This window comes from Pseudomonas sp. SDO5271_S396, from assembly GCF_054071795.1.
In genome coordinates, this window is record NZ_JBSVWB010000037.1 from 25,936 (window position 1) to 46,536 (window position 20,601).

23 protein-coding genes and 1 pseudogene are annotated in these 20,601 nt (G+C 62.5%); 11 read left to right on the forward strand and 13 right to left on the reverse strand.

Annotation, left to right across the window (positions count from 1 at the left end; translation table 11 throughout):
• Positions 1-16: 16 nt before the first annotated feature.
• Positions 17-913 (reverse strand): LysR family transcriptional regulator, encoded by an 897-nt coding sequence (locus ACW9IN_RS21995; protein ID WP_457367776.1) that lies wholly within the window; start codon positions 911-913, stop codon positions 17-19.
• 103 nt (positions 914-1,016) lie between these two features.
• Here ACW9IN_RS21995 and ACW9IN_RS22000 point away from each other — a divergent pair, with 103 nt between their 5' ends.
• Together ACW9IN_RS22000 and ACW9IN_RS22005 are read left to right on the forward strand one after the other, a co-directional pair.
• Positions 1,017-1,775, forward strand: a complete 759-nt coding sequence (locus ACW9IN_RS22000) for an SDR family NAD(P)-dependent oxidoreductase (RefSeq protein ID WP_457367777.1) — start codon at positions 1,017-1,019, stop codon at positions 1,773-1,775.
• 51 nt (positions 1,776-1,826) lie between these two features.
• Positions 1,827-2,732: a LysR family transcriptional regulator gene (locus ACW9IN_RS22005; RefSeq protein WP_457367778.1), complete on the forward strand. Its 906-nt coding sequence runs from the start codon at positions 1,827-1,829 to the stop codon at positions 2,730-2,732.
• Here ACW9IN_RS22005 and ACW9IN_RS22010 read toward each other — a convergent pair.
• Positions 2,719-3,159, reverse strand: coding sequence for a multidrug/biocide efflux PACE transporter (locus tag ACW9IN_RS22010; protein ID WP_457367779.1), 441 nt, complete (start codon positions 3,157-3,159; stop codon positions 2,719-2,721). The two genes, ACW9IN_RS22005 and ACW9IN_RS22010, sit on opposite strands and share 14 nt — an antisense overlap.
• A gap of 89 nt (positions 3,160-3,248) precedes the next feature.
• Between ACW9IN_RS22010 and ACW9IN_RS22015 the strand changes: the two genes are divergently transcribed.
• Positions 3,249-4,103: a LysR family transcriptional regulator gene (locus ACW9IN_RS22015; RefSeq protein WP_457367780.1), complete on the forward strand. Its 855-nt coding sequence runs from the start codon at positions 3,249-3,251 to the stop codon at positions 4,101-4,103.
• A gap of 36 nt (positions 4,104-4,139) precedes the next feature.
• Here ACW9IN_RS22015 and ACW9IN_RS22020 read toward each other — a convergent pair whose 3' ends face one another.
• Positions 4,140-4,982: a LysR family transcriptional regulator gene (locus tag ACW9IN_RS22020; RefSeq protein WP_457367781.1), complete on the reverse strand. Its 843-nt coding sequence runs from the start codon at positions 4,980-4,982 to the stop codon at positions 4,140-4,142.
• Positions 4,983-5,093: 111 nt separating this feature from the next.
• Here ACW9IN_RS22020 and ACW9IN_RS22025 point away from each other — a divergent pair, with 111 nt between their 5' ends.
• Complete coding sequence (locus ACW9IN_RS22025) at positions 5,094-5,819, forward strand: SDR family oxidoreductase (protein WP_457367782.1); 726 nt, start codon at positions 5,094-5,096, stop codon at positions 5,817-5,819.
• Between the two features lie 197 nt (positions 5,820-6,016).
• Here ACW9IN_RS22025 and ACW9IN_RS22030 read toward each other — a convergent pair whose 3' ends face one another.
• The 4 genes from ACW9IN_RS22030 to ACW9IN_RS22045 are packed head-to-tail and all read right to left on the reverse strand — an operon-like array spanning position 6,017 to position 8,557.
• Complete coding sequence (locus ACW9IN_RS22030; RefSeq protein WP_457367783.1) at positions 6,017-7,240, reverse strand: RNA polymerase sigma factor; 1,224 nt, start codon at positions 7,238-7,240, stop codon at positions 6,017-6,019.
• Positions 7,237-7,716, reverse strand: coding sequence for an SRPBCC family protein (locus tag ACW9IN_RS22035; RefSeq protein ID WP_457367784.1), 480 nt, complete (start codon positions 7,714-7,716; stop codon positions 7,237-7,239). The genes ACW9IN_RS22030 and ACW9IN_RS22035 overlap by 4 nt, the downstream gene beginning before the upstream one ends.
• Positions 7,717-7,750: 34 nt before the next feature.
• The gene (locus tag ACW9IN_RS22040) at positions 7,751-8,095 is read right to left on the reverse strand and encodes a YciI family protein (RefSeq protein ID WP_457367785.1); all 345 of its coding nucleotides are present in this window, start codon (positions 8,093-8,095) and stop codon (positions 7,751-7,753) included.
• 42 nt (positions 8,096-8,137) lie between these two features.
• On the reverse strand, positions 8,138-8,557 hold the full coding sequence (locus ACW9IN_RS22045) for a YybH family protein (RefSeq protein WP_457367786.1): 420 nt from the start codon (positions 8,555-8,557) through the stop codon (positions 8,138-8,140).
• A 147-nt stretch (positions 8,558-8,704) separates the two neighbouring features.
• On the opposite strand from ACW9IN_RS22045, the gene ACW9IN_RS22050 reads away from it, so the two are divergent.
• Complete coding sequence (locus tag ACW9IN_RS22050) at positions 8,705-9,205, forward strand: GNAT family N-acetyltransferase (RefSeq protein ID WP_457367807.1); 501 nt, start codon at positions 8,705-8,707, stop codon at positions 9,203-9,205.
• Between the two features lie 52 nt (positions 9,206-9,257).
• Here the strand turns inward: ACW9IN_RS22050 and ACW9IN_RS22055 are convergent, their stop codons facing one another.
• Entirely contained in the window at positions 9,258-9,740 is a 483-nt protein-coding gene (locus ACW9IN_RS22055; RefSeq protein ID WP_457367787.1) for a GyrI-like domain-containing protein, read from the reverse strand.
• Positions 9,741-9,935: 195 nt separating this feature from the next.
• Here ACW9IN_RS22055 and alaC point away from each other — a divergent pair, with 195 nt between their 5' ends.
• Entirely contained in the window at positions 9,936-11,147 is a 1,212-nt protein-coding gene (gene alaC, locus ACW9IN_RS22060) for an alanine transaminase (RefSeq protein WP_457367788.1), read from the forward strand.
• 95 nt (positions 11,148-11,242) lie between these two features.
• Here the strand turns inward: alaC and ACW9IN_RS22065 are convergent, their stop codons facing one another.
• Together ACW9IN_RS22065 and ACW9IN_RS22070 are read right to left on the reverse strand one after the other, a co-directional pair.
• Positions 11,243-12,595, reverse strand: coding sequence for a GntP family permease (locus ACW9IN_RS22065; protein WP_457367789.1), 1,353 nt, complete (start codon positions 12,593-12,595; stop codon positions 11,243-11,245).
• An 83-nt stretch (positions 12,596-12,678) separates the two neighbouring features.
• Positions 12,679-13,212 carry a gluconokinase gene (locus ACW9IN_RS22070; protein ID WP_457367790.1) on the reverse strand — a complete coding sequence of 178 codons (534 nt, stop codon included), beginning with the start codon at positions 13,210-13,212 and terminating at the stop codon, positions 12,679-12,681.
• Between the two features lie 213 nt (positions 13,213-13,425).
• On the opposite strand from ACW9IN_RS22070, the gene gntR reads away from it, so the two are divergent.
• From gntR to ACW9IN_RS22090, 4 genes are all read left to right on the forward strand, one after another.
• Positions 13,426-14,457 carry an HTH-type transcriptional regulator GntR gene (gene gntR / locus ACW9IN_RS22075; RefSeq protein WP_457367808.1) on the forward strand — a complete coding sequence of 344 codons (1,032 nt, stop codon included), beginning with the start codon at positions 13,426-13,428 and terminating at the stop codon, positions 14,455-14,457.
• 366 nt (positions 14,458-14,823) lie between these two features.
• The gene (locus tag ACW9IN_RS22080) at positions 14,824-15,456 is read left to right on the forward strand and encodes a glutathione S-transferase family protein (protein WP_457367791.1); all 633 of its coding nucleotides are present in this window, start codon (positions 14,824-14,826) and stop codon (positions 15,454-15,456) included.
• 33 nt (positions 15,457-15,489) lie between these two features.
• Entirely contained in the window at positions 15,490-16,815 is a 1,326-nt protein-coding gene (locus ACW9IN_RS22085) for an MFS transporter (protein ID WP_457367792.1), read from the forward strand.
• A 133-nt stretch (positions 16,816-16,948) separates the two neighbouring features.
• Entirely contained in the window at positions 16,949-17,458 is a 510-nt protein-coding gene (locus tag ACW9IN_RS22090) for a hypothetical protein (protein ID WP_457367793.1), read from the forward strand.
• 70 nt (positions 17,459-17,528) lie between these two features.
• On the opposite strand, the gene ACW9IN_RS22095 is transcribed toward ACW9IN_RS22090, so the two are convergent.
• The 3 genes and pseudogenes from ACW9IN_RS22095 to ACW9IN_RS22105 form a co-directional block, all read right to left on the reverse strand.
• Positions 17,529-18,101 (reverse strand): methyl-accepting chemotaxis protein, encoded by a 573-nt coding sequence (locus tag ACW9IN_RS22095; RefSeq protein WP_457367809.1) that lies wholly within the window; start codon positions 18,099-18,101, stop codon positions 17,529-17,531.
• Between the two features lie 18 nt (positions 18,102-18,119).
• A pseudogene (locus ACW9IN_RS22100) lies at positions 18,120-18,938 on the reverse strand (PAS domain-containing protein); the annotation flags it as partial.
• Between the two features lie 74 nt (positions 18,939-19,012).
• On the reverse strand, positions 19,013-19,882 hold the full coding sequence (locus ACW9IN_RS22105) for a LysR family transcriptional regulator (protein ID WP_457367794.1): 870 nt from the start codon (positions 19,880-19,882) through the stop codon (positions 19,013-19,015).
• A gap of 96 nt (positions 19,883-19,978) precedes the next feature.
• Between ACW9IN_RS22105 and gstA the strand changes: the two genes are divergently transcribed.
• Complete coding sequence (gstA, locus tag ACW9IN_RS22110; protein WP_457367795.1) at positions 19,979-20,581, forward strand: glutathione transferase GstA; 603 nt, start codon at positions 19,979-19,981, stop codon at positions 20,579-20,581.
• The last annotated feature ends 20 nt before the right edge of the window (positions 20,582-20,601 follow it).

The following is a 20,601-nucleotide window of genomic DNA, read 5'->3' on the forward strand; positions in this document are numbered from 1 at the left end:
CTACGGCTCCCCTCGTTCAAAACATGGATTGCAGCGTTGTCGCCAGCCAGTCCATGAACACTCGCACCCGTTTCGGCAGATGCCGCTGTCCGGCATAGAGCAACGACACGTCCAACGATGGCGCCGGGTACTCCGGCAACAAGGCCACCAACTCGCCGCTTTCCAGCAGATCACGAATGCCCAGTTCGGGCACCTGGGTAATCCCGAACCCACTGAGGCAGGCCGCGCGGTAGCCGTCGGTGCTGTTGACCGTGACGCGCCCGGCCATCGGCACCCGATGCACCTTGTTGGCGTGCACGTACTCGAAGCCCGCCGAACGCGCGCCCAGGGTACGCACGTAGTGCACCAGTTGATGGTGCGCCAGGTCAGCCAGGGTCAGGGGCACGCCATAACGTTGCAGATACGCCGGCGTCGCGCAGTTGATCATCGGCATGCTGTACAGCCGCCGCGCCACCACCGTCTGGTCCGGCTGCGCGCCCACCCGCAGCACACAGTCGAAACCTTCGGCGAGCAGGTCGACCTGGCGGTCGGTGCTGCTCACTTCCAGTTCGATCAGCGGATGGGCGTCCATGAAGGCCGGCAGGCGCGGCAGGACCAGCTCCCGCGCGACCACGTTGGGCATGTCCACACGAATGCGTCCGGTCAGCTGCGCCTCATCCTGGCGAAACAACCCCTCCAGCTCCTCCATATGGGCCAGCAAATCCTTGCTGCGCTCATACAGCACGCGACCATCCTGGGTCGCCTGCACCTGACGCGTGGTGCGCTGCAACAAGCGCGTGCCGACCAGTTCCTCCAGGGCCTGCACATGCTCGGACACGGTGGAGCGCGGCAGACCCAGGCGCTCGCCGGCCTGGGTGAAGCTCGACAATTCAGTAACGCGCACGAAGGTGCGCAGCAACTCCAGTTTGTTCATGGGATTGTTCGCCTTATCCGGCCAGTGATTCCGATATAGCGCTGTTTATCACGTTCCAGGCGGACAAATACACTTCTTCCACGATCAATCGGAGGAATGCACCATGTCTCGCAAAATCGCACTGATCACCGGCGCCAGCCGCGGCCTGGGTAAAAGCGCCGCCCTGCACCTGGCCGCACAAGGCGTCGACATCATTGGCACCTACCACAGCGCAGCGGCTGAGGCGCAAGCGGTGGTGGAACAGGTTGAGGCCTTGGGTGGCCGCGCCGCCATGCTGCAACTGGATGTCAGCCAAAGCACCACCTTCAACGACTTCGTCAGCGAAGTCGGCCACGTGCTCAAGGACGTATTCGCACAGGATCATTTCAACTTTCTGCTCAACAATGCCGGGATCGGCACCCATGCCAGTTTTGCCGACACCAGCGAAGAACAGTTCGACCGGCTGGTCGCGATCCATTTCAAGGCACCGTTTTTCCTCACGCAGAAACTGCTGCCGCTGATCAGCGACGGCGGGCGCATCATCAATATCTCCAGCGGCCTGGCACGGTTCAGCCTGCCGGGGTACTCAGCGTATGCCTCGATGAAGGGCGCGGTGGAAGTGCTGTCGCGCTACCAGGCTCGGGAACTGGGGCCACGCGGGATCAGCGTGAACACCTTGGCGCCGGGCGCGATCGCCACCGACTTCAGCGGCGGCGTGGTACGGGACAACCCGGAAGTGAACGCGATGGTCGCCCAGAACACCGCCCTGGGGCGCGCCGGGTTGCCGGACGACATCGGCGGGGCCATTTCGACGCTGCTGGCCGATGGCAGCCACTGGATCACCGGGCAACGTATCGAAGCCTCGGGCGGTATGTTTCTGTAGGCACGCGTGCGCTAGCATTGATGCCTACCGATCACTGACAGGCAATCACCGATGAGTTTCGATCCAGGTTTGGCCGGCGGCATGGGCGTATTGGCAGCCGTGGTGGACAGCGGCAGTTTTGCCCGCGCCGCCGACAGCCTGGACATGACGCCGTCGGGCGTCAGCCGGGCAATCTCGCGCCTGGAGAAACGCCTGGGGATTCGCTTGTTCGACCGCACCACACGCTCGGTGCAACTCACCGATGAAGGCCGACGTTTCTACCAGGAAATCGCCCCGCTGCTGGCCGGTCTCGAAGAGGCCGCCAACTCGGCGGCCGACAGTGCACTCACAGTCCGTGGGCGCCTGCGGGTCAATATCGACCCGTACTTCTCGCGACTGGTGCTGGGCCCGGTGCTGGGCGACTTCATGCGCCGCTACCCGCAGCTGCAACTGGACCTGCACACCCGCGACCAGTTGGGCGACCTGGTAGCCGACGGCTTCGACCTGGCCATTCGCTTCGGCATCCCGCAATCCTCTTCGCTGATCGCGCGCAAGCTGATGGAAGTGCGTGTCATCACCGTGGCCTCCCCCGCCTATCTTGCGCAATACGGTCGACCGGCCATGCCCCAGGACCTGGAACACGGGCATATGTGCCTGGACTTTCGCGACTCACAAACCGGTCGACCGTTCGCCTGGGAATTCCACCGTGCTGGCGAGCAGGTGACTGTGCGTACCGATGGCCGTTTGGTGGTCAACGACGCCAGCACCTTGTACAGCGTGTGCGAACACGGACACGCGGTGGCGCAGATGCTCGACCTGGGACTGGCCCCGGCACTCAAGGCCGGCAGCCTGGTGGAATTGTTTCCCGACTGGCCGGACGAACGTTTTCCGTTGTACGCCTATTATCCATCGCGACACTTGCCCGCCGCCAAGGTGCGGGCCTTCCTGGATTTTGTCGCCGCACTCAAGCTTGGCTAGGCACCCGGGGCTGTACGATTTTTCCCCGAATGACGTCATACCCCCAGTGATACAGGTAGGTATACGGCAGGAAAAACAGCAATACGCCGATATCGAGCCAGAACGCCTGCATCAGGCTGATCCCCAGCCACGCCGCGATCAACGGCACGGCGACGATAATCAGCCCGCCTTCGAACATCAGCGCATGCAGCACGCGCGTCCCCACGCCACCGGCCAATTGCAGGCGCACCTTCAGGCGGTCGAACAGGCTGTTGAAGATAATGTTCCAGGTCAGCGCCAACAGGCTCAGCCCCAGGGTGACCGCGCCCATTTCCAGCGCTGGCCGGCCGGTGATCCACACCAGCAACGGGGTACAGATCAACAAGGCCAACCCCTCGAAACCCAGGGCTTGGCAAACGCGTTCAGTCATCGACTTGGTAGGGTGCATGACCCGGCTCCAGAAAGTGGCAACGGTTGCCATCATTACCTTTCAGCTCGATACTTCATAACCAATAACCATCGATCAAGGCGATAGTCATGGCCTCCCATGAAGTGCTCCAGGCGTTTGTCCAGGCCGCCACCCAAGGCTCGTTTTCGGCGGCGGCGCGCAAGCTGGGCAAGAGCCAGTCCACCGTCAGCGCGGCGGTGGCGAGCCTGGAGATTGATCTGGATGTGGTGTTGTTCGACCGCAGCAGCCGCAAGCCAACGCTGACCCCGGCAGGCCATGTATTGCTGCAACGCGCCGAGCAGGTGCTGGAGGCCAGCAGCCAGTTGGCGTTGGCAGCGAGCCTGTTATCCCGGGGCTTGGAACCCAAGCTGACGGTTGCGATGTCGGATACCTACCAATCACAGCGTTTCGAAACCGCCATCATCGCCTTCGCCGAGCGCTACCCCGACCTGGAACTGGAATGGCTGATCGCCGAATGCGATGACCTGATCGACCTGGTACAGAGTGGCCGGGCGCATATTGCGTTTATCGAGCAGCAGGAGATGTACCCGCCGGACCTGACCAGCTCGCCCGTGCAGGAACGTACGCAGACGGCGTTGTTTGTGTCGCCGCAGCATGCGCTGGCCAGCCTGGCGACTGTCGACCAGCAGGCCCTGAAACAACACCGCGAGCTGCGCCTGGCGAGCATCGTCAAACCCTATGACAACCGCGCGGCAGGACGGGTGTGGTCAGCCGCCAGTTACCTGATGCTGATGGAAATGGCGCAATTGGGTTTTGGCTGGGCGCCCCTGCCCCGCTGGCTGGTGGAGCGCTTCGGCAACGACAGCCTGCTGGAACTCAAGGTACGCGGCTGGCCGCGCTCGGTGGCCGTGGATGCGCTGTGGTCACGCCAACACCCACCGGGCCCGGCAGGGAGTTGGTTGTTGAGCGAGATGCTGAAGTAATCAGCGCTCACCACAAGAAAACACCTGCCTTCGCGGTCAGGCCGCCGACAGTTGCGGCGGCCGGTGGTTCTGGAAGTACTCGTGCAACGCACGCAGCGCCGGCAACTCCAGCGCCTGCGCGGCAAAGCACAGGCCCACCCGGCGCGTGGGCGCGGGCAGATGCCATTCGCGAATCACCACCCCGGCGCGTTCGGCGGCCAGTGATTGCGGCAGCATCGCCACGCCCACGCCCGCCGCCACCATGTGCAACGCCTGGGTCAGCGACCCGGCATGGCCGGCCACCGCCTGCGGTGAACGGCCATACAGTGCCATCAGGCGTTGATGGGAATCGTGTTGCGGGCAGGTGATCCAGTCTTCGATCGGGGCCCAGGCCTGTTCCTTGACGCCCTGCGCCATGGGATGGGCCGTGGGCAAAGCCATCACGTAGGACTCTTCCCAGAGCGGCAGGAACAACTCGTCCTCGCAGCACATTTCTTCCACTGCCAGGCGCCCCTGGCCGACGCAACCTTCCTGCAGGGTCAGCAGCAAACCCGGCAGCCCTGCATGAGCCATGCGCAGGAAGGTTTCGATCTGGCTGTCGGCAATATCGCCCTCGACGCCCAGCTCCAGGGCGATGCGGTTTTCGCGCCCGCGAAACAAACGGCTCAGCGCCTCGGCTTCGGCCACCATGCGCCGCGCCTGGGGGTACAGCATGCGCGCCTCGTCGCTGACCTCCACGCCCCGGGGCTGGCGCACGAACAGCGCCACGCCCAGTTCGTCTTCCAGTTGCTTAATGGTCACCGACAAGGTCGGCTGGCTGATGAACAGGCGCTGGGCGGCGCCGGTGATATTGCGCTCTTCGAACACCGCGAGAAACGCCTTGAGGTGACGCACATCCATAGGATTCTCCGATGGCAGGCAGAGGAATAAGGCATTTTTCAGCCTTGAACGCGATAAATATACTGCACCCACGAACAAGCTATCGATTTTTCTTATCTCAGGAGTTCATTCATGAGCAAGCCACTGATCATCATCACCGGCGCCAGTTCCGGTATCGGCGAAGCCACTGCCCGCCGCTTGTCCGCCGCCGGCCACCCGCTGCTGCTGCTGGCCCGTCGCATTGAGCGCCTCAACGCACTGGCCCTGCCCAACACCTTGAGCAGTGGCGTCGACATCACCGACCGCGCCGCGCTGGTCGCTGCCGTGAAAGAAGCCGAAGCGCAGTTCGGCCCGGCCGACGCCCTGATCAACAACGCCGGCGTGATGCTGCTGGGCGCGATCAGCGAGCAGGACCCGGCGCAATGGGACCAGATGCTGGATGTCAACGTGAAGGGCCTGCTCAACGGCATCCACGCGGTGACCGCCGGCATGGTCGCGCGCAAGAGCGGCACCATCATCAACGTCAGCTCGGTGGCCGGGCGCAAGACCTTCCCGAACCATGTGGCCTATGTCGGCACCAAATTCGCGGTGCACGGGATTTCCGAGAACCTGCGCGAAGAACTGTCGCCGAGCAATGTGCGCGTGATCACCATCGCCCCGGGCGCGGTGGAAACCGAACTGCTGAGCCACACCACCGACGAAGCGATCAAGACTGGCTACCAGGCCTGGAAGCAGGACATGGGCGGCACCGTGCTCAGCGCCGATGACGTAGCTTCGGCAATCGCCTATGCCTACCAGCAACCGCAGCACGTGTGCATCCGCGAGATCGTACTGGCGGCCACGCGCCAGCAGCCATAACCCACAGGGGCTTGGCGGTGGCTGGAAAGCCGCTGCCAACAAGGCCATCGCGCCGGACGCTTTCTCGCCAGCAATAGAGCTCCAATGTGGGAGCTGGCTTGCCTGCGATGGCATCACTGCGGTGTGACTGACACACAGCGGTGCCTGCATCGCGGGCAAGCCCTGCTCCCACATAGCCAGTGCCCACGCGTTGATGTTCAGCGCTGGGAAGGCTTGAGTTCGGCAAGGCGGCGTTCGAGGAAGCGCTTTTCCGGGGTTTGCCGGGTCAGTGACAGGGCTTTTTCATAGGCGGTCCGCGCCTCTTCCACCCGCCCCAACTGCCGGCAGAACTCTCCCCGTGCCGAGTGTGCCAGGTGGTAATCCAGCAGCTCGCCCCGCGCCAGAATCCCTTCCACCTCTTGCAGTCCCGCCAAGGGTCCATCGCGCATGGCCAGCGCAACGGCCCGGTTCAGTTCGATCACCGGTGACGGCACGGCCCTGAGCAATACGTCGTAGAGCCCGACAATCTGCATCCAATCAGTTTCGCCCGCCGTCGACGCCTCGGCATGCACCGCGGCAATCGCCGCCTGCAAGCCATACGCGCCAAAGCGCCGGGTGCGCAGCGCCTGTTCCACCAGTGCGCAGCCTTCGGCAATCAACGCCCCATCCCACACCGAACGGTCCTGTTCATCCAGCAGCACCAACTCGCCACTCGCCGACGTGCGCGCCGCGCGGCGGGATTCGTGCAGCAGCATCAGCGCCAGCAGCCCCATGACTTCGGGGTCGGGCAACAGCTCCATGAGCAAACGCCCCAAGCGTATGGCTTCGCGGCTCAGGTCCTCACGCGTGACATCCGTGCCGGCGGAGGCCGAATAACCTTCGTTGAACACCAGGTAAATCACCCGCAATACGCTGTCGAGACGCTCGGGCAACTCGGTCAGTGACGGCACCTGATAGGGAATCCCGGCCTCACGAATCTTGCCCTTGGCCCGCACGATACGCTGGGCGATGGTGGCGGGCGTGGCCAGGAACGCCCGGGCGATTTCTTCGGTGGTCAGGTCGCAGATCTCGCGCAAGGTCAGTGCCGCCTGGGCGTCGGCCGCCAGCGCCGGGTGGCAGCAGGTGAAGATCAGGCGCAGGCGGTCGTCTTCCACGTCCTCGGCACTCCATTCAGTTGCTTCCAGCGCGTCGGCCTGCGCTTGCAACAACGGGGTGAAACGCGCCTGGCGACGCAAGCGGTCGATGGCCTTGAAACGTCCGGTCGATACCAGCCAGGCCCGTGGGTTGTCGGGCACGCCCTCCGTGGGCCAGCGCTGCACCGCGACGAAAAACGCCTCGTGCAGCGCCTCTTCGGCCAGGTCGAAATCGCCCAGCAGGCGAATCAGCGTCGCCAGGACTCGACGTGATTCGCTGCGGTAAATGGCCTCGACCGACAGGGTCAATCGGGCATGCCTTGGGTCACCAGCGCCACCAGGCGGTCGAGGCTCTGGCCCCAGCCCTCGTGAAAGCCCATGGCTTCATGGGCCTGTTTGTCTTCGGCACTCCAGTGCAGGGCGCGGGCGGTGTACAGGGTCTTGTTGCCCTCGATTTCCTGCAAGGTCACTTCGGCAGTCATGAACGGTTTGCCGGACGGGACCCAGCCCGGCGTGAACGCGTCGGTAAAGACCAACCGCCGTGGCGCGACGATTTCCAGGAACACGCCCTGGGTCGGATACTCGGTGCCATCCGGCGCGCGCATCAAGGTGCGGAACAAGCCGCCGACCCACAGGTTCATTTCGCACTCGGGGGTGGTCATGCCGTGGGGCCCCCACCATTGCTGGAGCAAGGCGGGTTCGGTCCAGGCACGAAACACTCGGCTGCGCGGTGCATCGATCACGCGGCTGATGGACAGCTCAAACTCGGCAGGTTGCGTAGACATGGGGTAAACCTCTTGAGTCTTATGGTTGTTGTGTTCAGAGATTCAATGTGCGCACGGGGCGCACTTCCACACTGCCGACCCGGGCGGCCGGAATACCGCCGGCCACCTGGATCGCTTCGTTCAAGTCCCTGGCCTCGATCAGGTAGAACCCGGCGAGCTGCTCCTTGGTTTCGGCAAAGGGCCCATCGGTGATCGACAACTTGCCGTTGCGCAGGCGCACGGTGGTGGCACTGCTCACCGACTCCAGCGCTTCGGCGGCCAGCATGCGGCCACTGCCGTGAACGGCTTCGGCATACGCCTGGCACTCCGGGTCCCTGGGGCTGTCGGGCAAGCTGTGCAGCAAGGCTTCGTCGCTGTAGACCAGACACAGGTATTTCATGGTGTTCTCCGTTTTCGGACTACTGACTATAGTTCGCGGCCTTCAAGGTTTCAGGTCGAACAGACCGGCGCCGCTTTCCATATCGAACGGCGCCGACCAGTGTTCGTGCACCACCTTCCATTGGCCATCGATGCGCTGATAACCGGCCGTCACACGCATCCAGCAAGTCTTGAGCACACCATCCGGGCCGGTGCCGCCGCAATGGGCAAGCCAGTGGGCGAAGGCGCTGTCGGCGGCGGCGACGATGTGCAGTTCATGGAAGTCGAACACGCCGGGCCCGGGGCAGAACTCCATACACGCCTGCCAATGCGCCTGGTAGGCGGTCTTGCCTTTGAACTGCAAAGCGTTAACGGCATCGAACGCGACGATATCGTCGGCGTAAAAGCTGACAATCTTCTGGACATCCTTGGCGGTGACAGCCTGTTTCCATTGTTCGATCAGGGTGTTGATGGCGGTGCTCATGGCGATACTCCTCGGGGAAAAAATTCACGGAAGACACCCTTGGTCGAATGGCGCGTCACTCAATCGACAACCCGCTGAAAAATAATTTCGCTGCCGACAAACCCGCTAGAATCCGCGCCCCTTTGCAGGATTTTGTACATGCCACCGATGGAAACCCGTCTCGTCCCCTATGAGACGCTGAGCCTTGTGCAAAAACAGCAGCTCAATACCCTGCAAGTCCATCCTGAGCAGCGGGCGTATTCCGGGGATATCGACTGTGCGCTGAACAGCCTGCTGGTCAACCCCAACCCCGCCAGCGTCAAAGGCTTCGCCCTGCTCGCCGATGACATGCCTGTGGCCTTCCTGCTGCTCAAACGCCCGCCCTGCCTGCCCCATTGGGCGGATGAGCACAGCGCGACCCTGCATGCGTTGCAGGTGGACCGCCATCAGCAAGGGCGCGGGTTCGGCAAAGCCTGTTTGCAGGCGCTGCCGGCAGCGGCGCTGCACGCCTGGCCGCAGATCAGCGGGCTGGAGCTGTCGGTGGACGCGAACAATGTGGCGGCAATGGGCTTGTATCTTACGGCGGGATGGGTGGACAGCGGAGAGGCATACAAGGGTCGGATCGTCTATGAGCGCAGGTTGAGACGGGTGTTGAGGCCGGCCACTTGATGTCACGTAAACAGGACGTTCATGTCCTGTTTGCGTGACAACCGCCAGTGCTTCAGCCTTTCTCGCCCACCGGCAGCCAGATCTCTACCGTCCCAGTGCCCTTGCGCGCATCGAAATCGGCGCTGTAGCGCTCGAAATCCGCGCCCATCACCTTGTAGCCCGAGTGCGGCAGCCATTCGAACATGATGCGCTCGTACGTTTGCTCAAGGGCTTGCACCGGCCCGTAATGGGGGAACACCGCGTAGTTGAGCGGCGCTATTTCGATGGATTCGAAGTTTTTTGGCACATCGCCTTTGCTGGGCACCTCGACGCCGGCCATGTAGTCGAATTCGCCATGCCTGGGGTTATGGCACACGCCATAGGTCACCCCGCCCACACGCTGCTTGATGTCTTTGATACAGGTATCGAACAACTCCCACAGTTTGGGGATATCACCAATGGTGGCTTTCGAATAACGCCCTTGCACACCGGCAATCACCAAGGCCTTGCCCGCTTCCATGCGCGGCTCCAACGGTTGTTTTGTCTGCTGATCCATACGAACAGTCTCCTTCTTATGAGGGAACAAACCCGCATCGAGTATAGGGGGATATTCGCGCGGTACTCCACGCAGAAAATTTTCCTACGCATCTGGACAACTGATCATCATCGCCCGTATTGTCTGCCGCGCAGGCCACCGCAGTGGCCAACGTCGCTCGGACGGTTCCGGGCGCTTACGTACTTCGAGGCAACAATGGCAGACCAAGGTTCGCCGCGCCGCTTTGCGCGCATCGATCGACTCCCCCCTTATGTTTTCAATATCACTGCCGAGCTGAAGATGGCTGCGCGTCGGCGCGGCGAAGACATCATCGACTTGAGCATGGGCAACCCCGACGGCGCCACGCCGCCGCACATTGTCGAAAAACTCGTACAAGTTGCCCAACGCGAAGACACCCACGGCTATTCCACGTCCAAAGGCATTCCGCGCCTGCGCCGCGCCATTTCGCGCTGGTACAAGGACCGCTACGAAGTGGACATCGATCCCGAGTCGGAAGCCATCGTGACCATCGGTTCCAAGGAAGGCCTCGCGCACTTGATGCTGGCCACACTGGACCAGGGCGACACGGTACTGGTGCCCAACCCCAGCTACCCGATTCACATCTACGGCGCCGTGATTGCCGGCGCCCAGGTGCGTTCCGTGCCGCTGGTGCCCGGCGTGGACTTCTTCGCCGAACTGGAACGGGCGATTCGCGGTTCGATCCCCAAGCCGAAGATGATGATCCTGGGCTTCCCGTCCAACCCCACCGCGCAGTGCGTGGAGCTGGATTTCTTCGAGCGCGTGATCGCCCTGGCCAAACAGTACGACGTGCTGGTGATCCACGACCTGGCCTATGCCGACATTGTCTACGACGGCTGGAAAGCCCCGTCGATCATGCAAGTGCCGGGGGCCAAGGACATTGCGGTGGAGTTTTTCACCCTGTCCAAGAGCTACAACATGGCCGGCTGGCGCATCGGGTTCATGGTGGGCAACCCCGAGCTGGTCAGTGCCCTGGCACGCATCAAGAGCTACCACGACTACGGCACTTTCACCCCGCTGCAAGTCGCCGCCATTGCCGCATTGGAAGGCGACCAGCAGTGCGTGAGGGACATCGCCGAACAGTACCGCCAGCGCCGCAATGTGCTGGTCAAGGGCCTGCATGAACTGGGCTGGATGGTGGAAAACCCCAAGGCGTCGATGTACGTCTGGGCGAAAATTCCCGAGCAGTATGCCGCCCTGGGTTCGCTGGAGTTTGCCAAGAAACTGCTGCTGGAAGCCAAGGTGTGCGTCTCGCCGGGCATCGGCTTTGGTGAGTACGGCGACGATCATGTGCGCTTCGCGCTGATCGAAAACCAGGACCGGATCCGCCAGGCGGTGCGCGGGATTCGCGCGATGTTCAGGGCAGATGGCTTGGTTACCAAGGTCTAACCCAATCCACCTGTAGAAACCCAATCAATGTGGGAGCTGGCTTGCCTGCTCCCACATTTGGCCCAGTTCCCACAGTAGGTTAGGTGGCGTGTCGGTCAGACCACCAACGACAGCAACATGATGAAGACCAGCGCCACCACGGACAGGATGGTCTCCATCGCCGTCCAGGTCTTGAACGTCTCGGCCACAGTCATGTTGAAGTACTGCTTCACCAGCCAGAACCCCGCATCGTTGACGTGGGACAGAATCAACGACCCCGCCCCCGTCGCCAGCACCAGCAGCTCACGGTTGACTCCCGGGATCATCCCCACCACCGGCACCACGATACCCGCGCCGGTAATGGTCGCCACCGTGGCCGAACCGGTCGCCACACGAATCACCGCCGCCACCAGCCACGCCAGCAGAATCGGGTTGATCTGCGCGTTCACCGCCATGTGGCCGATCACGTCGCCCACGCCGCTGGTCACCAGCATCTGCTTGAAACCACCGCCCGCGCCGATGATCAGGATGATCGCCGCCGTCGGCGCCAGGCTGGCGTCGAGCAGTTTCAGAATTTGCTTGGAATGGATGCCCTGGCGATGGCCGAAGGTGTACAGCGACAGCAGCAACGCCAACAGCAGCGCGGTGATCGGGTGACCGATCATGTCCATCCAGTTGCGGATCCCATGGCCTTCGGGCAAGGCAATGTCAGCGAAGGTCTTGAGCAGCATCAGGAACACCGGCAGCAGCACGGTGACCAGGGTAATGCCGAAGCTCGGCAGGGTTTTCGACTCGGGTTCGCGGGCCAGTTGGTCCACCAGTTCCTGGGACGGATTGCCCGGAATGTACTTGGCGATGAACGTCCCGAAGATCGGGCCGGCGATGATGGCGGTCGGCAGCGCGACGATCAGGCCGTACAGGATGGTCTTGCCGATGTCGGCGCCAAACACACCGATGGCCAGCAGCGGGCCCGGGTGCGGCGGCACCAGGCCGTGCACCGCCGACAGACCGGCGAGCAGCGGGATACCGATCTTGATCAACGACACGCCCGTGCGGCGCGCCACGATAAACACCAGCGGGATCAGCAACACGAAGCCGATCTCGAAAAACAGCGGAATGCCCACCAGGAACGCGGCGAACATCATGGCCCACTGGACCTTCTCTTTGCCAAAGGCGCGGATCAGGGTCTGGGCGATCTGATCGGCGCCACCGGACTCGGCCATCATTTTGCCGAGCATGGTCCCCAGCGCGAGGATGATGCCGACAAAACCGAGCACCCCGCCAAAGCCGTCCTGGAACGCCTTGATGATCTTGTCCACCGGCATGCCCGAGGTCAGGCCGAGGAAGCCGGCCGCGATGATCAGTGCAATGAAGGGGTGGACCTTGAACCGGGTGATCAGGACGATCAGCCCGATAATGGTGACTACTGCATCGAGCAGCAGGTAGGACTCGTGGGACATGCCAAACATGGGGGGTCTCTCCTGTTTGTTGTTGTTATTAAAGCGGGTGTCGAATTTCCTGCCGCAGATAGCGCTATCTTTCCGGCAAAAAATTATCTGGAAGGTTCAAAGCCGTGTTGCAGCCACCAGGCATGGGTTTGCTCGGCCAATTCCTCGACGCTGTCTTCGCTGGCGTTGAGGGCCAGGGTCAGCGGCTCGCCCACGGGCGATTCAAGGGTGGCGAACTGGCTGTCGATCAGGCTCGCGGGCATGAAATGGCCAGGGCGGTGGGACACGCGGTCGGCGGCCACGGCACGGGTCAGTTCCAGGAAGACAAACCCCAGGCCCGGCGCGGCTTCGCGCAGGTGGTCGCGGTATTTCTTCTTGAGGGCCGAACACGTGAGCACCGGGTGTTCGCCGGCCTTGAGCGAGCGGCGCAGCTCATCGCACAGGATGTCGAGCCAGCCGGCGCGGTCGTCGTCGTTGAGGGGGTGGCCGGCGCTCATCTTTTCGATGTTGGCGGGCGGGTGAAAGCTGTCGCCTTCGATGGCGGTGGCGCCGTTCAGACGGCACAGGGCCTCGCTGACGCTGGACTTGCCACAGCCGGAAACACCCATGATCACCAGGGCGGTAACAGGTTGACTCATGAAACACCTCAGAACGCAGATAGCGCTACCTTTGCACGCCGCAAAGCAGGTGCAAAAACAGGCTTTTCCCGCACCGTCTTGTCTTTTTTTATGGAGTGACGCGTGCATCCTCTCCAATGAGTTGAACGGGGATCAGGCAACCCGGCGTTCAGCATTTGCAGCCGTTTGGAGACAGCGCTACCTTAGTGCCTCGATTTTTGTTTGGCAAGCCGCCTGATGACCTCCAAGAACGATAAAAAATTGCGCACTACGGGTCGCCCGACCCTCAACGAAGTCGCCCGCCTGGCCGGCGTCAGCCCGATTACCGCCTCCCGCGCCCTGCGCGGTATCAGCACCGTGGCCACGGAACTGGTGGAAAAAGTCCAGCAGGCCGCCAGTGAACTGAACTACGTGGTCAACCCCGCCGCCCGCGCTCTGGCCTCGGCCCAGAGCCATTCGGTGGTGGTATTGGTGCCGTCGTTGTCCAACCTGCTGTTTATCGAAACCCTCGAAGCCATCCACCAGGTGCTGCGGCCCAAGGGCTTTGAGGTGCTGATCGGCAACTCCCACTATTCCCGCGACGAAGAAGAAACCCTGCTGCGCAACTACATGGCCTACCAGCCCCGGGGTTTGCTGCTGACCGGCTTCGACCGCACCGAAAGCGCCCGACGAATGGTCGAGGCCAGCAACGTGCCTTGCGTCTACATGATGGACCTGGACCCGAACGCCGGCGTGAACTGCGTGGGTTTCTCGCAACTGAGCGCAGGCGAAACGGCGGCAGCACACTTGCTGTCCCGTGGGCGCAAACGCCTGGCCTACATCGGCGCGCAACTGGACCAACGGACCCTGCTGCGTGGCGAAGGCTTCCGCCGCGCCTTGCAACAAGCCGGCATGTACGACCCGGCGCTGGAACTGCTGACGCCCCGCCCTTCGTCAGTCGGCTTGGGCGGCGAGTTGTTCCTGCAGATGTTGGCGACCCATCCCGACGTGGACGCGATCTTCTTCGGCAACGACGACCTGGCCCAGGGCGCCCTGCTCGAAGCCCTGCGCCAGGGCATCAAGGTCCCGGAGCGCGTGGCGGTGCTGGGCTTCAACGACTTGCCGGCCTCCTCCTTCATGGTGCCGCGCCTGAGCAGCATCAGTACCCCGCGCGAGGCGATTGGCCGGCGCGCGGCAGAGCATCTGCTGACGATCATGGCCGGTAACAAGATCGCCAAGCCGGTGGTGGACATGGGGTTTGAATTGCAGGTGCGGGAAAGCACCTGATCACCCACCCGGATCCCCTCAAATGGGAGAGCGGGCTTGTGTGGGAGCTGGCTTGTCGGGTCGCCGCATCGCTGCGAAGACGGCGGCACAGCCGACACAGCTGCCACCTGACCCACCGCTTTCGCAGCCTCGTCGGGGCTCGACAGTTGCTCCCACAGGGGACTTGCAGTGCCTGGGATAACGCTGTCAGCAGGACCATCGCGCCGGGCACTTTCTTGCCAACAACACAGAACTCATGTGGGAGCTGGCTTGCCTGCGATGGCGATGGTGAATTCAACACAGCTCCCACATTCGACCGCGTACGGGTTGAAGATACGCGCCCGGAAGCCCTTAATGACGCCTCCGATCCATCGTCAAGGAAGCACCATGGCACACTCACTGAAAATCCTGGGTCGCACCTCCTCCATCAATGTGCGCAAGGTGTTGTGGACCTGCCAGGAACTGGGCATCGACTATGTCCGTGAAGACTGGGGCATCGGTTATTCGCCGACCCAGTCCCCGGAGTTTCTGGCGCTGAATCCCAATGCGCAGGTACCGGTGCTGATCGACGATCACGGCGTGTTGTGGGAGTCCAATACCATCTGCCGCTACCTGGTCAGCCTCCACCGGCGCCACGATCTGCTCCCCGCCGAACCGGCGCCACGGGCACGGGTGGAGCAGTGGATGGACTGGCAAGCCACCGAGCTGAATCCGTCGTGGGGTTATGCCTTCCACGCGCTGGTACGTCGCAACCCGGACTACCAGGACCCGCAACGCATCCAGGCCGGTGTGCAGGGTTGGAACGACAAGATGGGCCTGCTCGAACAGCAGTTGCGCAAGACCGGTGCCTACGTGGCCGGCCCGGAATTCACCCTGGCGGACATTCTTGTCGGCCTGTCGGTGCACCGTTGGCGCAACGCCCCGCTGGCGCATCCCTCGTTCCCGGCGATCGATGCCTATTACCAGCGCCTCAGCCTGCGTCCCGGTTTCCAGACGTTCGCCCTCGACGGTCACAATTGATCGAATACCTTACAAGAATCAGGACGTGTACCCATGCCTTCACCCGTTGCAACTGCCGGTCTCGATCCGGTCCGCGCCGCCCATATCAGCGCGCGCATCGACCGCCTGCCGGCCGTCGTCACTGTCTGGCGCCTGGTGGCGCTGTTGTCCATCGGCGGCTTCTTCGAGCTGTATGACTTGTTCCAGACCGCCTATATAAGCCCCGGCCTGATCAGCGACGGGATCTTCCACACCGGCAGCGAGGGCGTGTTTGGCTTTTCCGACCAGGCTGCGTTCGCGTCGGCGACCTTCCTGGGGCTGTTCCTCGGTGCCAGCCTGCTCAGCCCCATCGCCGACCGTTTCGGGCGCCGGGCGATCTTCACCTTTGCATTGGTCTGGTACACCGTGGCCACGGTGTTGATGGGCTTGCAGACCTCGGCACTGGGCATCATCGGCATGCGTTTCCTGGTCGGCATCGGCCTCGGTATCGAGTTGGTGACCATCGACGCCTACCTCTCGGAACTGGTGCCCAAGCGCATGCGCAGTTCGGCGTTTGCCTTTGCGTTTTTCATCCAGTTCCTGTCAGTACCGGCGGTGGCGCTGATGTCCTGGTGGCTGCGCAAGCGCCTGCCGGAGTCGCCGCGCTGGCTGGCGCAAAAAGGTCGCTTCGACGAAGCCGGAGCGATCATGGACACCCTTGAAGCACGCTGCCGCAAGGATCATGGCCAGCCTCTGGATGAACCGGAACCACAGGCCGTGAGCGTGCAAGGCAGCGGCCGCTTCGCCGATATCTGGCAGCCACCCTATCGCCGCCGCGCCTTGATGCTGATCGTGTTCCATGTGTTCCAGGCCATCGGTTTCTTCGGCTTCGGCAACTGGCTGCCGGCGCTGCTCTCGGGCCAGGGCGTGAGCGTGACCCACAGTCTGCTCTACGCCTTCCTCATCACGCTTGCCTACCCGCTGGGGCCGCTGCTGTTCGTGAAGGTGGCGAACCGCTTTGAAAACAAATGGCAGATCGTCGGCTCGGCCCTGGGCGCTATGATCTTCGGCAGCCTGTTCGCCTTGCAGACCACCGCCGTGGGCCTGGTGGTGTGCGGTGTGATGATCACCTTCTGCAACGCCTGGCTGAGCTTCAGTTATCACTCGTACCAGAGCGAACTGTTCCCCACCAACATCCGCGCGCGCGCGGTAGGGTTCTGCTACTCGTTCAGCCGCTTGTCCACGGTGTTCAGCAGCCTGTTGATCGGTTTTATCCTCGAACACCTGGGTACACCGGGCGTGCTGGCGTTTATTGCCAGCAGCATGCTGATCGTGATCATCACCATCAGTGGGTTCGGGCCGCGCACGCGTAACCTGGCGCTGGAAAACATCGCCCACTGACGGCAACGGTTGGCCGCCGGCAGGACAATACTTGCCGTGTCGGCCGCCTTATCGTCAATGAATCCGGGGGCTTCGTACCCGGCACAGTATTTGCTCAACCTGTGGCACCGTACATTTCCACAGGTGACCGATCATGCTGGTTAACAACAACACCCAGGCCGTCTCGACCGTACAGCAGCTCAAGCGTGCCGACATGGACCCGGCCAACGCCGCCGCCAGCACGCTCTACAGCGGCGCCCTGCAAGCCGCACAGCAGAGCATCACCGTGCCGGCAGCGCAGAAGGACCTGGACAAGGCCAACGACCGTATCGACGAAGCCTTCGCCAAGACCCGTGTGCAATTGCAGACCACCACCGAAGCCGCCAAGGCCGCGACCGATGTACCGGCTGCCGGCTCGTCCACCAGCACCGCACGCGCCGACTTCACCGACTACATGAGCAAATCCCCGGCCGAGCGCATTCGCGAACAATTGCTCAAGGAAAAGGGTTTGACCGAGGCGGATGTACAAAGCATGCCGCTGGAAAAACAGGACGCCATTGCCAAGGAAGTCGCGGAACGCCTGAAACAGCAGCAGGAACAGCAGGTCGCGGCAAAAGCCACTGACCCGGCGCAGAGTGTGAAAGAAACCCTGGCGGCGATCTAAACCTCACCCCGGAACCTGTAGTGAGCGGGCGGTGCGACCCGCTCACTACAGAAGCCCCCGTCTCAATAAGTCATTGCAACTGCAACGTCGAGTTGAACTGGCTGATCGCGTCCACCACATGCCGTGACCCTTCCTGAATCTCCAGAATCACCTGCCCTGCCTCGTTCGCCAGTTCCACCCCCAGCCCGGTGCGGCTCAAGCTCGACTGCATGCTCGTGACCGCGCTCAGCGACAGGTCGTGGTTCTTGCGCACCACATCCACAATCTCCACCGTGGCCTGGCTGGTGCGGGCCGCGAGGCTGCGTACTTCGTCGGCCACCACCGCGAACCCGCGCCCGTGCTCACCGGCACGCGCGGCTTCAATGGCAGCGTTGAGCGCCAGCATGTTGGTCTGTTCGGCGATGCTGCGAATGGTCTGCACAATGGCGCCGATGATGTCCGACTGTTTGTTCACCGCATCGATGCTTTGTGCAGCCTGGTTCAGGTCGCGGGAAATTTCCTCGATGATCTGCACCGTCTGCTGCACCACCTCCGACCCCTTGCGCGCGCAGGCGTCGTTCTGCACCGAGGTGGCGTGGGCCGAGTCGGCAGCCGTGCGCAGGGTGGTGACCTGATCGGTGATGTCGCTGGCGAACTTCACCACTTTGTACAAGCGCCCACTGGCATCGAAGATCGGGTTGTAGGACGCCTCCAGAAACAGCGTCTTGCCGTACTTGTTTTTGCGCTCGAAACGGTGGGAGTGATATTCGCCGCGGTTGAGCGAAGCCCAGAACGCCTTGTACGCCGGCGAGTCCACTTCGCTGCGGTGACAAAACATGCTGTGGTGCTGGCCGACGATCTCATCCAGGGAATACTGCACCGTCTTCAGGAAGTTTTCGTTGGCGTTGATGATCTGCCCCTGGGGCGTGAACTCGATCACCGCCATGGAGCGGCTGATGGCGTCAATCAAGCTCTGGTTCTCATGCTCGCGGTGAATGCGCGCCGAGATATCCGACGCCACCTTGATCACGCTCTGCACCTGGTTGTCGCGATCCAGTACCGGCATGTAGCTGGCTTCGAGCCACACCTCCTCGCCGCGCTTGTTCAAGCGCATGAAGGTGCCGCTCAACGCCTCGCCCCGGGCCAGGTCGCGCCACAACTTGGCGTAAGCCTCGGTGTGGGTGTAGGACTCTTCACAGAAAATACGGTGATGCTTGCCGCGAATCTCCTCGACGCTATACCCCATGGCCTTGCAGAAATTGGGATTGGCGTCGAGCACGATGCCGTTGCGGTCGAACTCGATCATGGCCATCGAACGGCTGATGGCGGCCAACTTGGCGTTGGATTCGGTGAGTGCACAGGAAAAGCGCTCGATTTCAAGCAGGTCGGATTTGTGATGAAGGTTGAACATGATCAGATCACCCTGGATTCCCGGCGCCAGAAGGCGCATTCCATTCATAAGTTGGAGACTGCCGGAACAGCTGTATGGGAACAAAACCATCCGAATCGCTTTGCAAGCCAAGCGTCATCACGGTTTGGGTGAGCATAGACAGCGCTTGGCGCTATGCAAGGTCACTAGTCAGCCAGCATTTTTAACAATGCGCAGACCGCCGCCGAAGGCGGTCGAGAGGGTGAGCCCACCAGGGCAAATTCGCGGTGCAGGGGCTCCGTCAACGGCATCACCCTCAGGCCATCGCGCTGGCTCGGCAGAGCCAATTCCGGCACCAGCGTGACGCCAACCCCTTCGCGCACCAGGCTGAACGCGCTGCTCCATTCGCGCACTTCCACGCGAATATCGCTCAGGGTCAACCCGGCCGCCGCACCAAGGCTGCGGGCGTTGGCGGTGCAGCCGCCGGTGGCCAGCACGAAGGGTTGCTCCAGCAATTCCGCCAGCGACACCCGCGCATCGGCCGGGCGTTGCGCGAACGCATGGTCCGCCGGCACCACAGCCATCCAGTAATCCCGGCCCAGCACCGTGGCGTTCTGCTCGGGCTTGGGGTTGAGCACCACGCCCAGGTCGATCAGGTCGGCCTTGAGCAGGGTCAGCACTTCGTTGTCGGTGACATCCAGGGTAGTGACGTCGATACCGGGATAAAGCTGGGCAAAACGCTGCAACAGCGGCGTCAGAAAGGTCTCCAGCACCTTGGGGAAACTGGCGATGCGAATCGTCCCACGCAGCGTGGGGCGGGCTTCCTCCACCGTGCTGCGAATAGCCTGCAAGGCGCCGAGCATCACCCGCGCCTGCTCGATCACATTGAGCCCCAGAGCGGTGGGCAGGGTCTTGCGCGGCTCACGGGTAAACAACTGCGCGCCCAGGGTCGCCTCCATGGCGGCCATGGCCTGGCTGGCGGCGGATTGGGTCATGCCCACGCGCTCGGCGGCGGCGGTGATGCTGCCGTGATCGGCCACGGCCACCAGCAAGCGCCAGTGCATCAGGTTCATCATGGCAGTAGCTGTCCTTATGGCAGGGGTCTGAATGTTTAATTTTACCCACGGTGCCATGCCCGCGAGACTGGCGCAAACCCAACGGAGTCACCCAAGATGAAACTGTATTTCTTCCCCCACGCCTGCTCCCTCGCCCCGCACATCGTGCTGCGCGAATTGGCGCTGCCATTCGAGCTGGTGCGGGTGGATAACCAGACCAAGACCACCGCCGACGGTGATAATTTCCTGCAGATCAACCCCAAGGGCTACGTCGCGGCGCTGAAACTGGACAACGGCCAGGTGCTGACCGAAGCCAGCGCGATCCTGCAATACCTGGCCGACCTGAAACCCGCCGCCGGCCTGGCGCCCGCCAACGGCAGCTGGGAGCGTGTGCGCTTGCAGGAATGCCTGAACTTCATCGCCACCGAGATCCACGGCGGCGTGGGGGTGTTCTTCAACAGCGCGATCCAGGGCGAGGTCAAAGCCTCGTTCCAGGCCACACTGTTCAAACGCTTCGCGGTGCTGGTGCAAACACTGGAGCGTCAGGACTACCTGCTGGGCGCCGAGTACTCGGTGGCGGATGCCTATCTGTTCGTGGTGTTGCGCTGGGCGGCGTTTCTCGATCTGGACCTGAGTCCCTGGCCGGCACTGGTTGCGTTTCAGCAACGGGTGGGCGAACGGCCAGCGGTGATCGCTGCCCTGGAAGCAGAAAGCCAATGATCTGAAAGGCAATCAACCTG

Bases quoted from the DNA above. Each gene is read 5' to 3' on its own strand.
- ACW9IN_RS21995 (WP_457367776.1), bottom strand. From the start codon at position 913: ATGAACAAACTGGAGTTGCTGCGCACCTTCGTGCGCGTTACTGAATTG.
- ACW9IN_RS22000 (WP_457367777.1), top strand. From the start codon at position 1,017: ATGTCTCGCAAAATCGCACTGATCACCGGCGCCAGCCGCGGCCTGGGT.
- ACW9IN_RS22005 (WP_457367778.1), top strand. From the start codon at position 1,827: ATGAGTTTCGATCCAGGTTTGGCCGGCGGCATGGGCGTATTGGCAGCC.
- ACW9IN_RS22010 (WP_457367779.1), bottom strand. From the start codon at position 3,159: ATGCACCCTACCAAGTCGATGACTGAACGCGTTTGCCAAGCCCTGGGT.
- ACW9IN_RS22015 (WP_457367780.1), top strand. From the start codon at position 3,249: ATGGCCTCCCATGAAGTGCTCCAGGCGTTTGTCCAGGCCGCCACCCAA.
- ACW9IN_RS22020 (WP_457367781.1), bottom strand. From the start codon at position 4,982: ATGGATGTGCGTCACCTCAAGGCGTTTCTCGCGGTGTTCGAAGAGCGC.
- ACW9IN_RS22025 (WP_457367782.1), top strand. From the start codon at position 5,094: ATGAGCAAGCCACTGATCATCATCACCGGCGCCAGTTCCGGTATCGGC.
- ACW9IN_RS22035 (WP_457367784.1), bottom strand. From the start codon at position 7,716: ATGTCTACGCAACCTGCCGAGTTTGAGCTGTCCATCAGCCGCGTGATC.
- ACW9IN_RS22040 (WP_457367785.1), bottom strand. From the start codon at position 8,095: ATGAAATACCTGTGTCTGGTCTACAGCGACGAAGCCTTGCTGCACAGC.
- ACW9IN_RS22045 (WP_457367786.1), bottom strand. From the start codon at position 8,557: ATGAGCACCGCCATCAACACCCTGATCGAACAATGGAAACAGGCTGTC.
- ACW9IN_RS22050 (WP_457367807.1), top strand. From the start codon at position 8,705: ATGGAAACCCGTCTCGTCCCCTATGAGACGCTGAGCCTTGTGCAAAAA.
- ACW9IN_RS22055 (WP_457367787.1), bottom strand. From the start codon at position 9,740: ATGGATCAGCAGACAAAACAACCGTTGGAGCCGCGCATGGAAGCGGGC.
- alaC (WP_457367788.1), top strand. From the start codon at position 9,936: ATGGCAGACCAAGGTTCGCCGCGCCGCTTTGCGCGCATCGATCGACTC.
- ACW9IN_RS22065 (WP_457367789.1), bottom strand. From the start codon at position 12,595: ATGTTTGGCATGTCCCACGAGTCCTACCTGCTGCTCGATGCAGTAGTC.
- ACW9IN_RS22070 (WP_457367790.1), bottom strand. From the start codon at position 13,212: ATGAGTCAACCTGTTACCGCCCTGGTGATCATGGGTGTTTCCGGCTGT.
- ACW9IN_RS22080 (WP_457367791.1), top strand. From the start codon at position 14,824: ATGGCACACTCACTGAAAATCCTGGGTCGCACCTCCTCCATCAATGTG.
- ACW9IN_RS22085 (WP_457367792.1), top strand. From the start codon at position 15,490: ATGCCTTCACCCGTTGCAACTGCCGGTCTCGATCCGGTCCGCGCCGCC.
- ACW9IN_RS22090 (WP_457367793.1), top strand. From the start codon at position 16,949: ATGCTGGTTAACAACAACACCCAGGCCGTCTCGACCGTACAGCAGCTC.
- ACW9IN_RS22105 (WP_457367794.1), bottom strand. From the start codon at position 19,882: ATGATGAACCTGATGCACTGGCGCTTGCTGGTGGCCGTGGCCGATCAC.
- gstA (WP_457367795.1), top strand. From the start codon at position 19,979: ATGAAACTGTATTTCTTCCCCCACGCCTGCTCCCTCGCCCCGCACATC.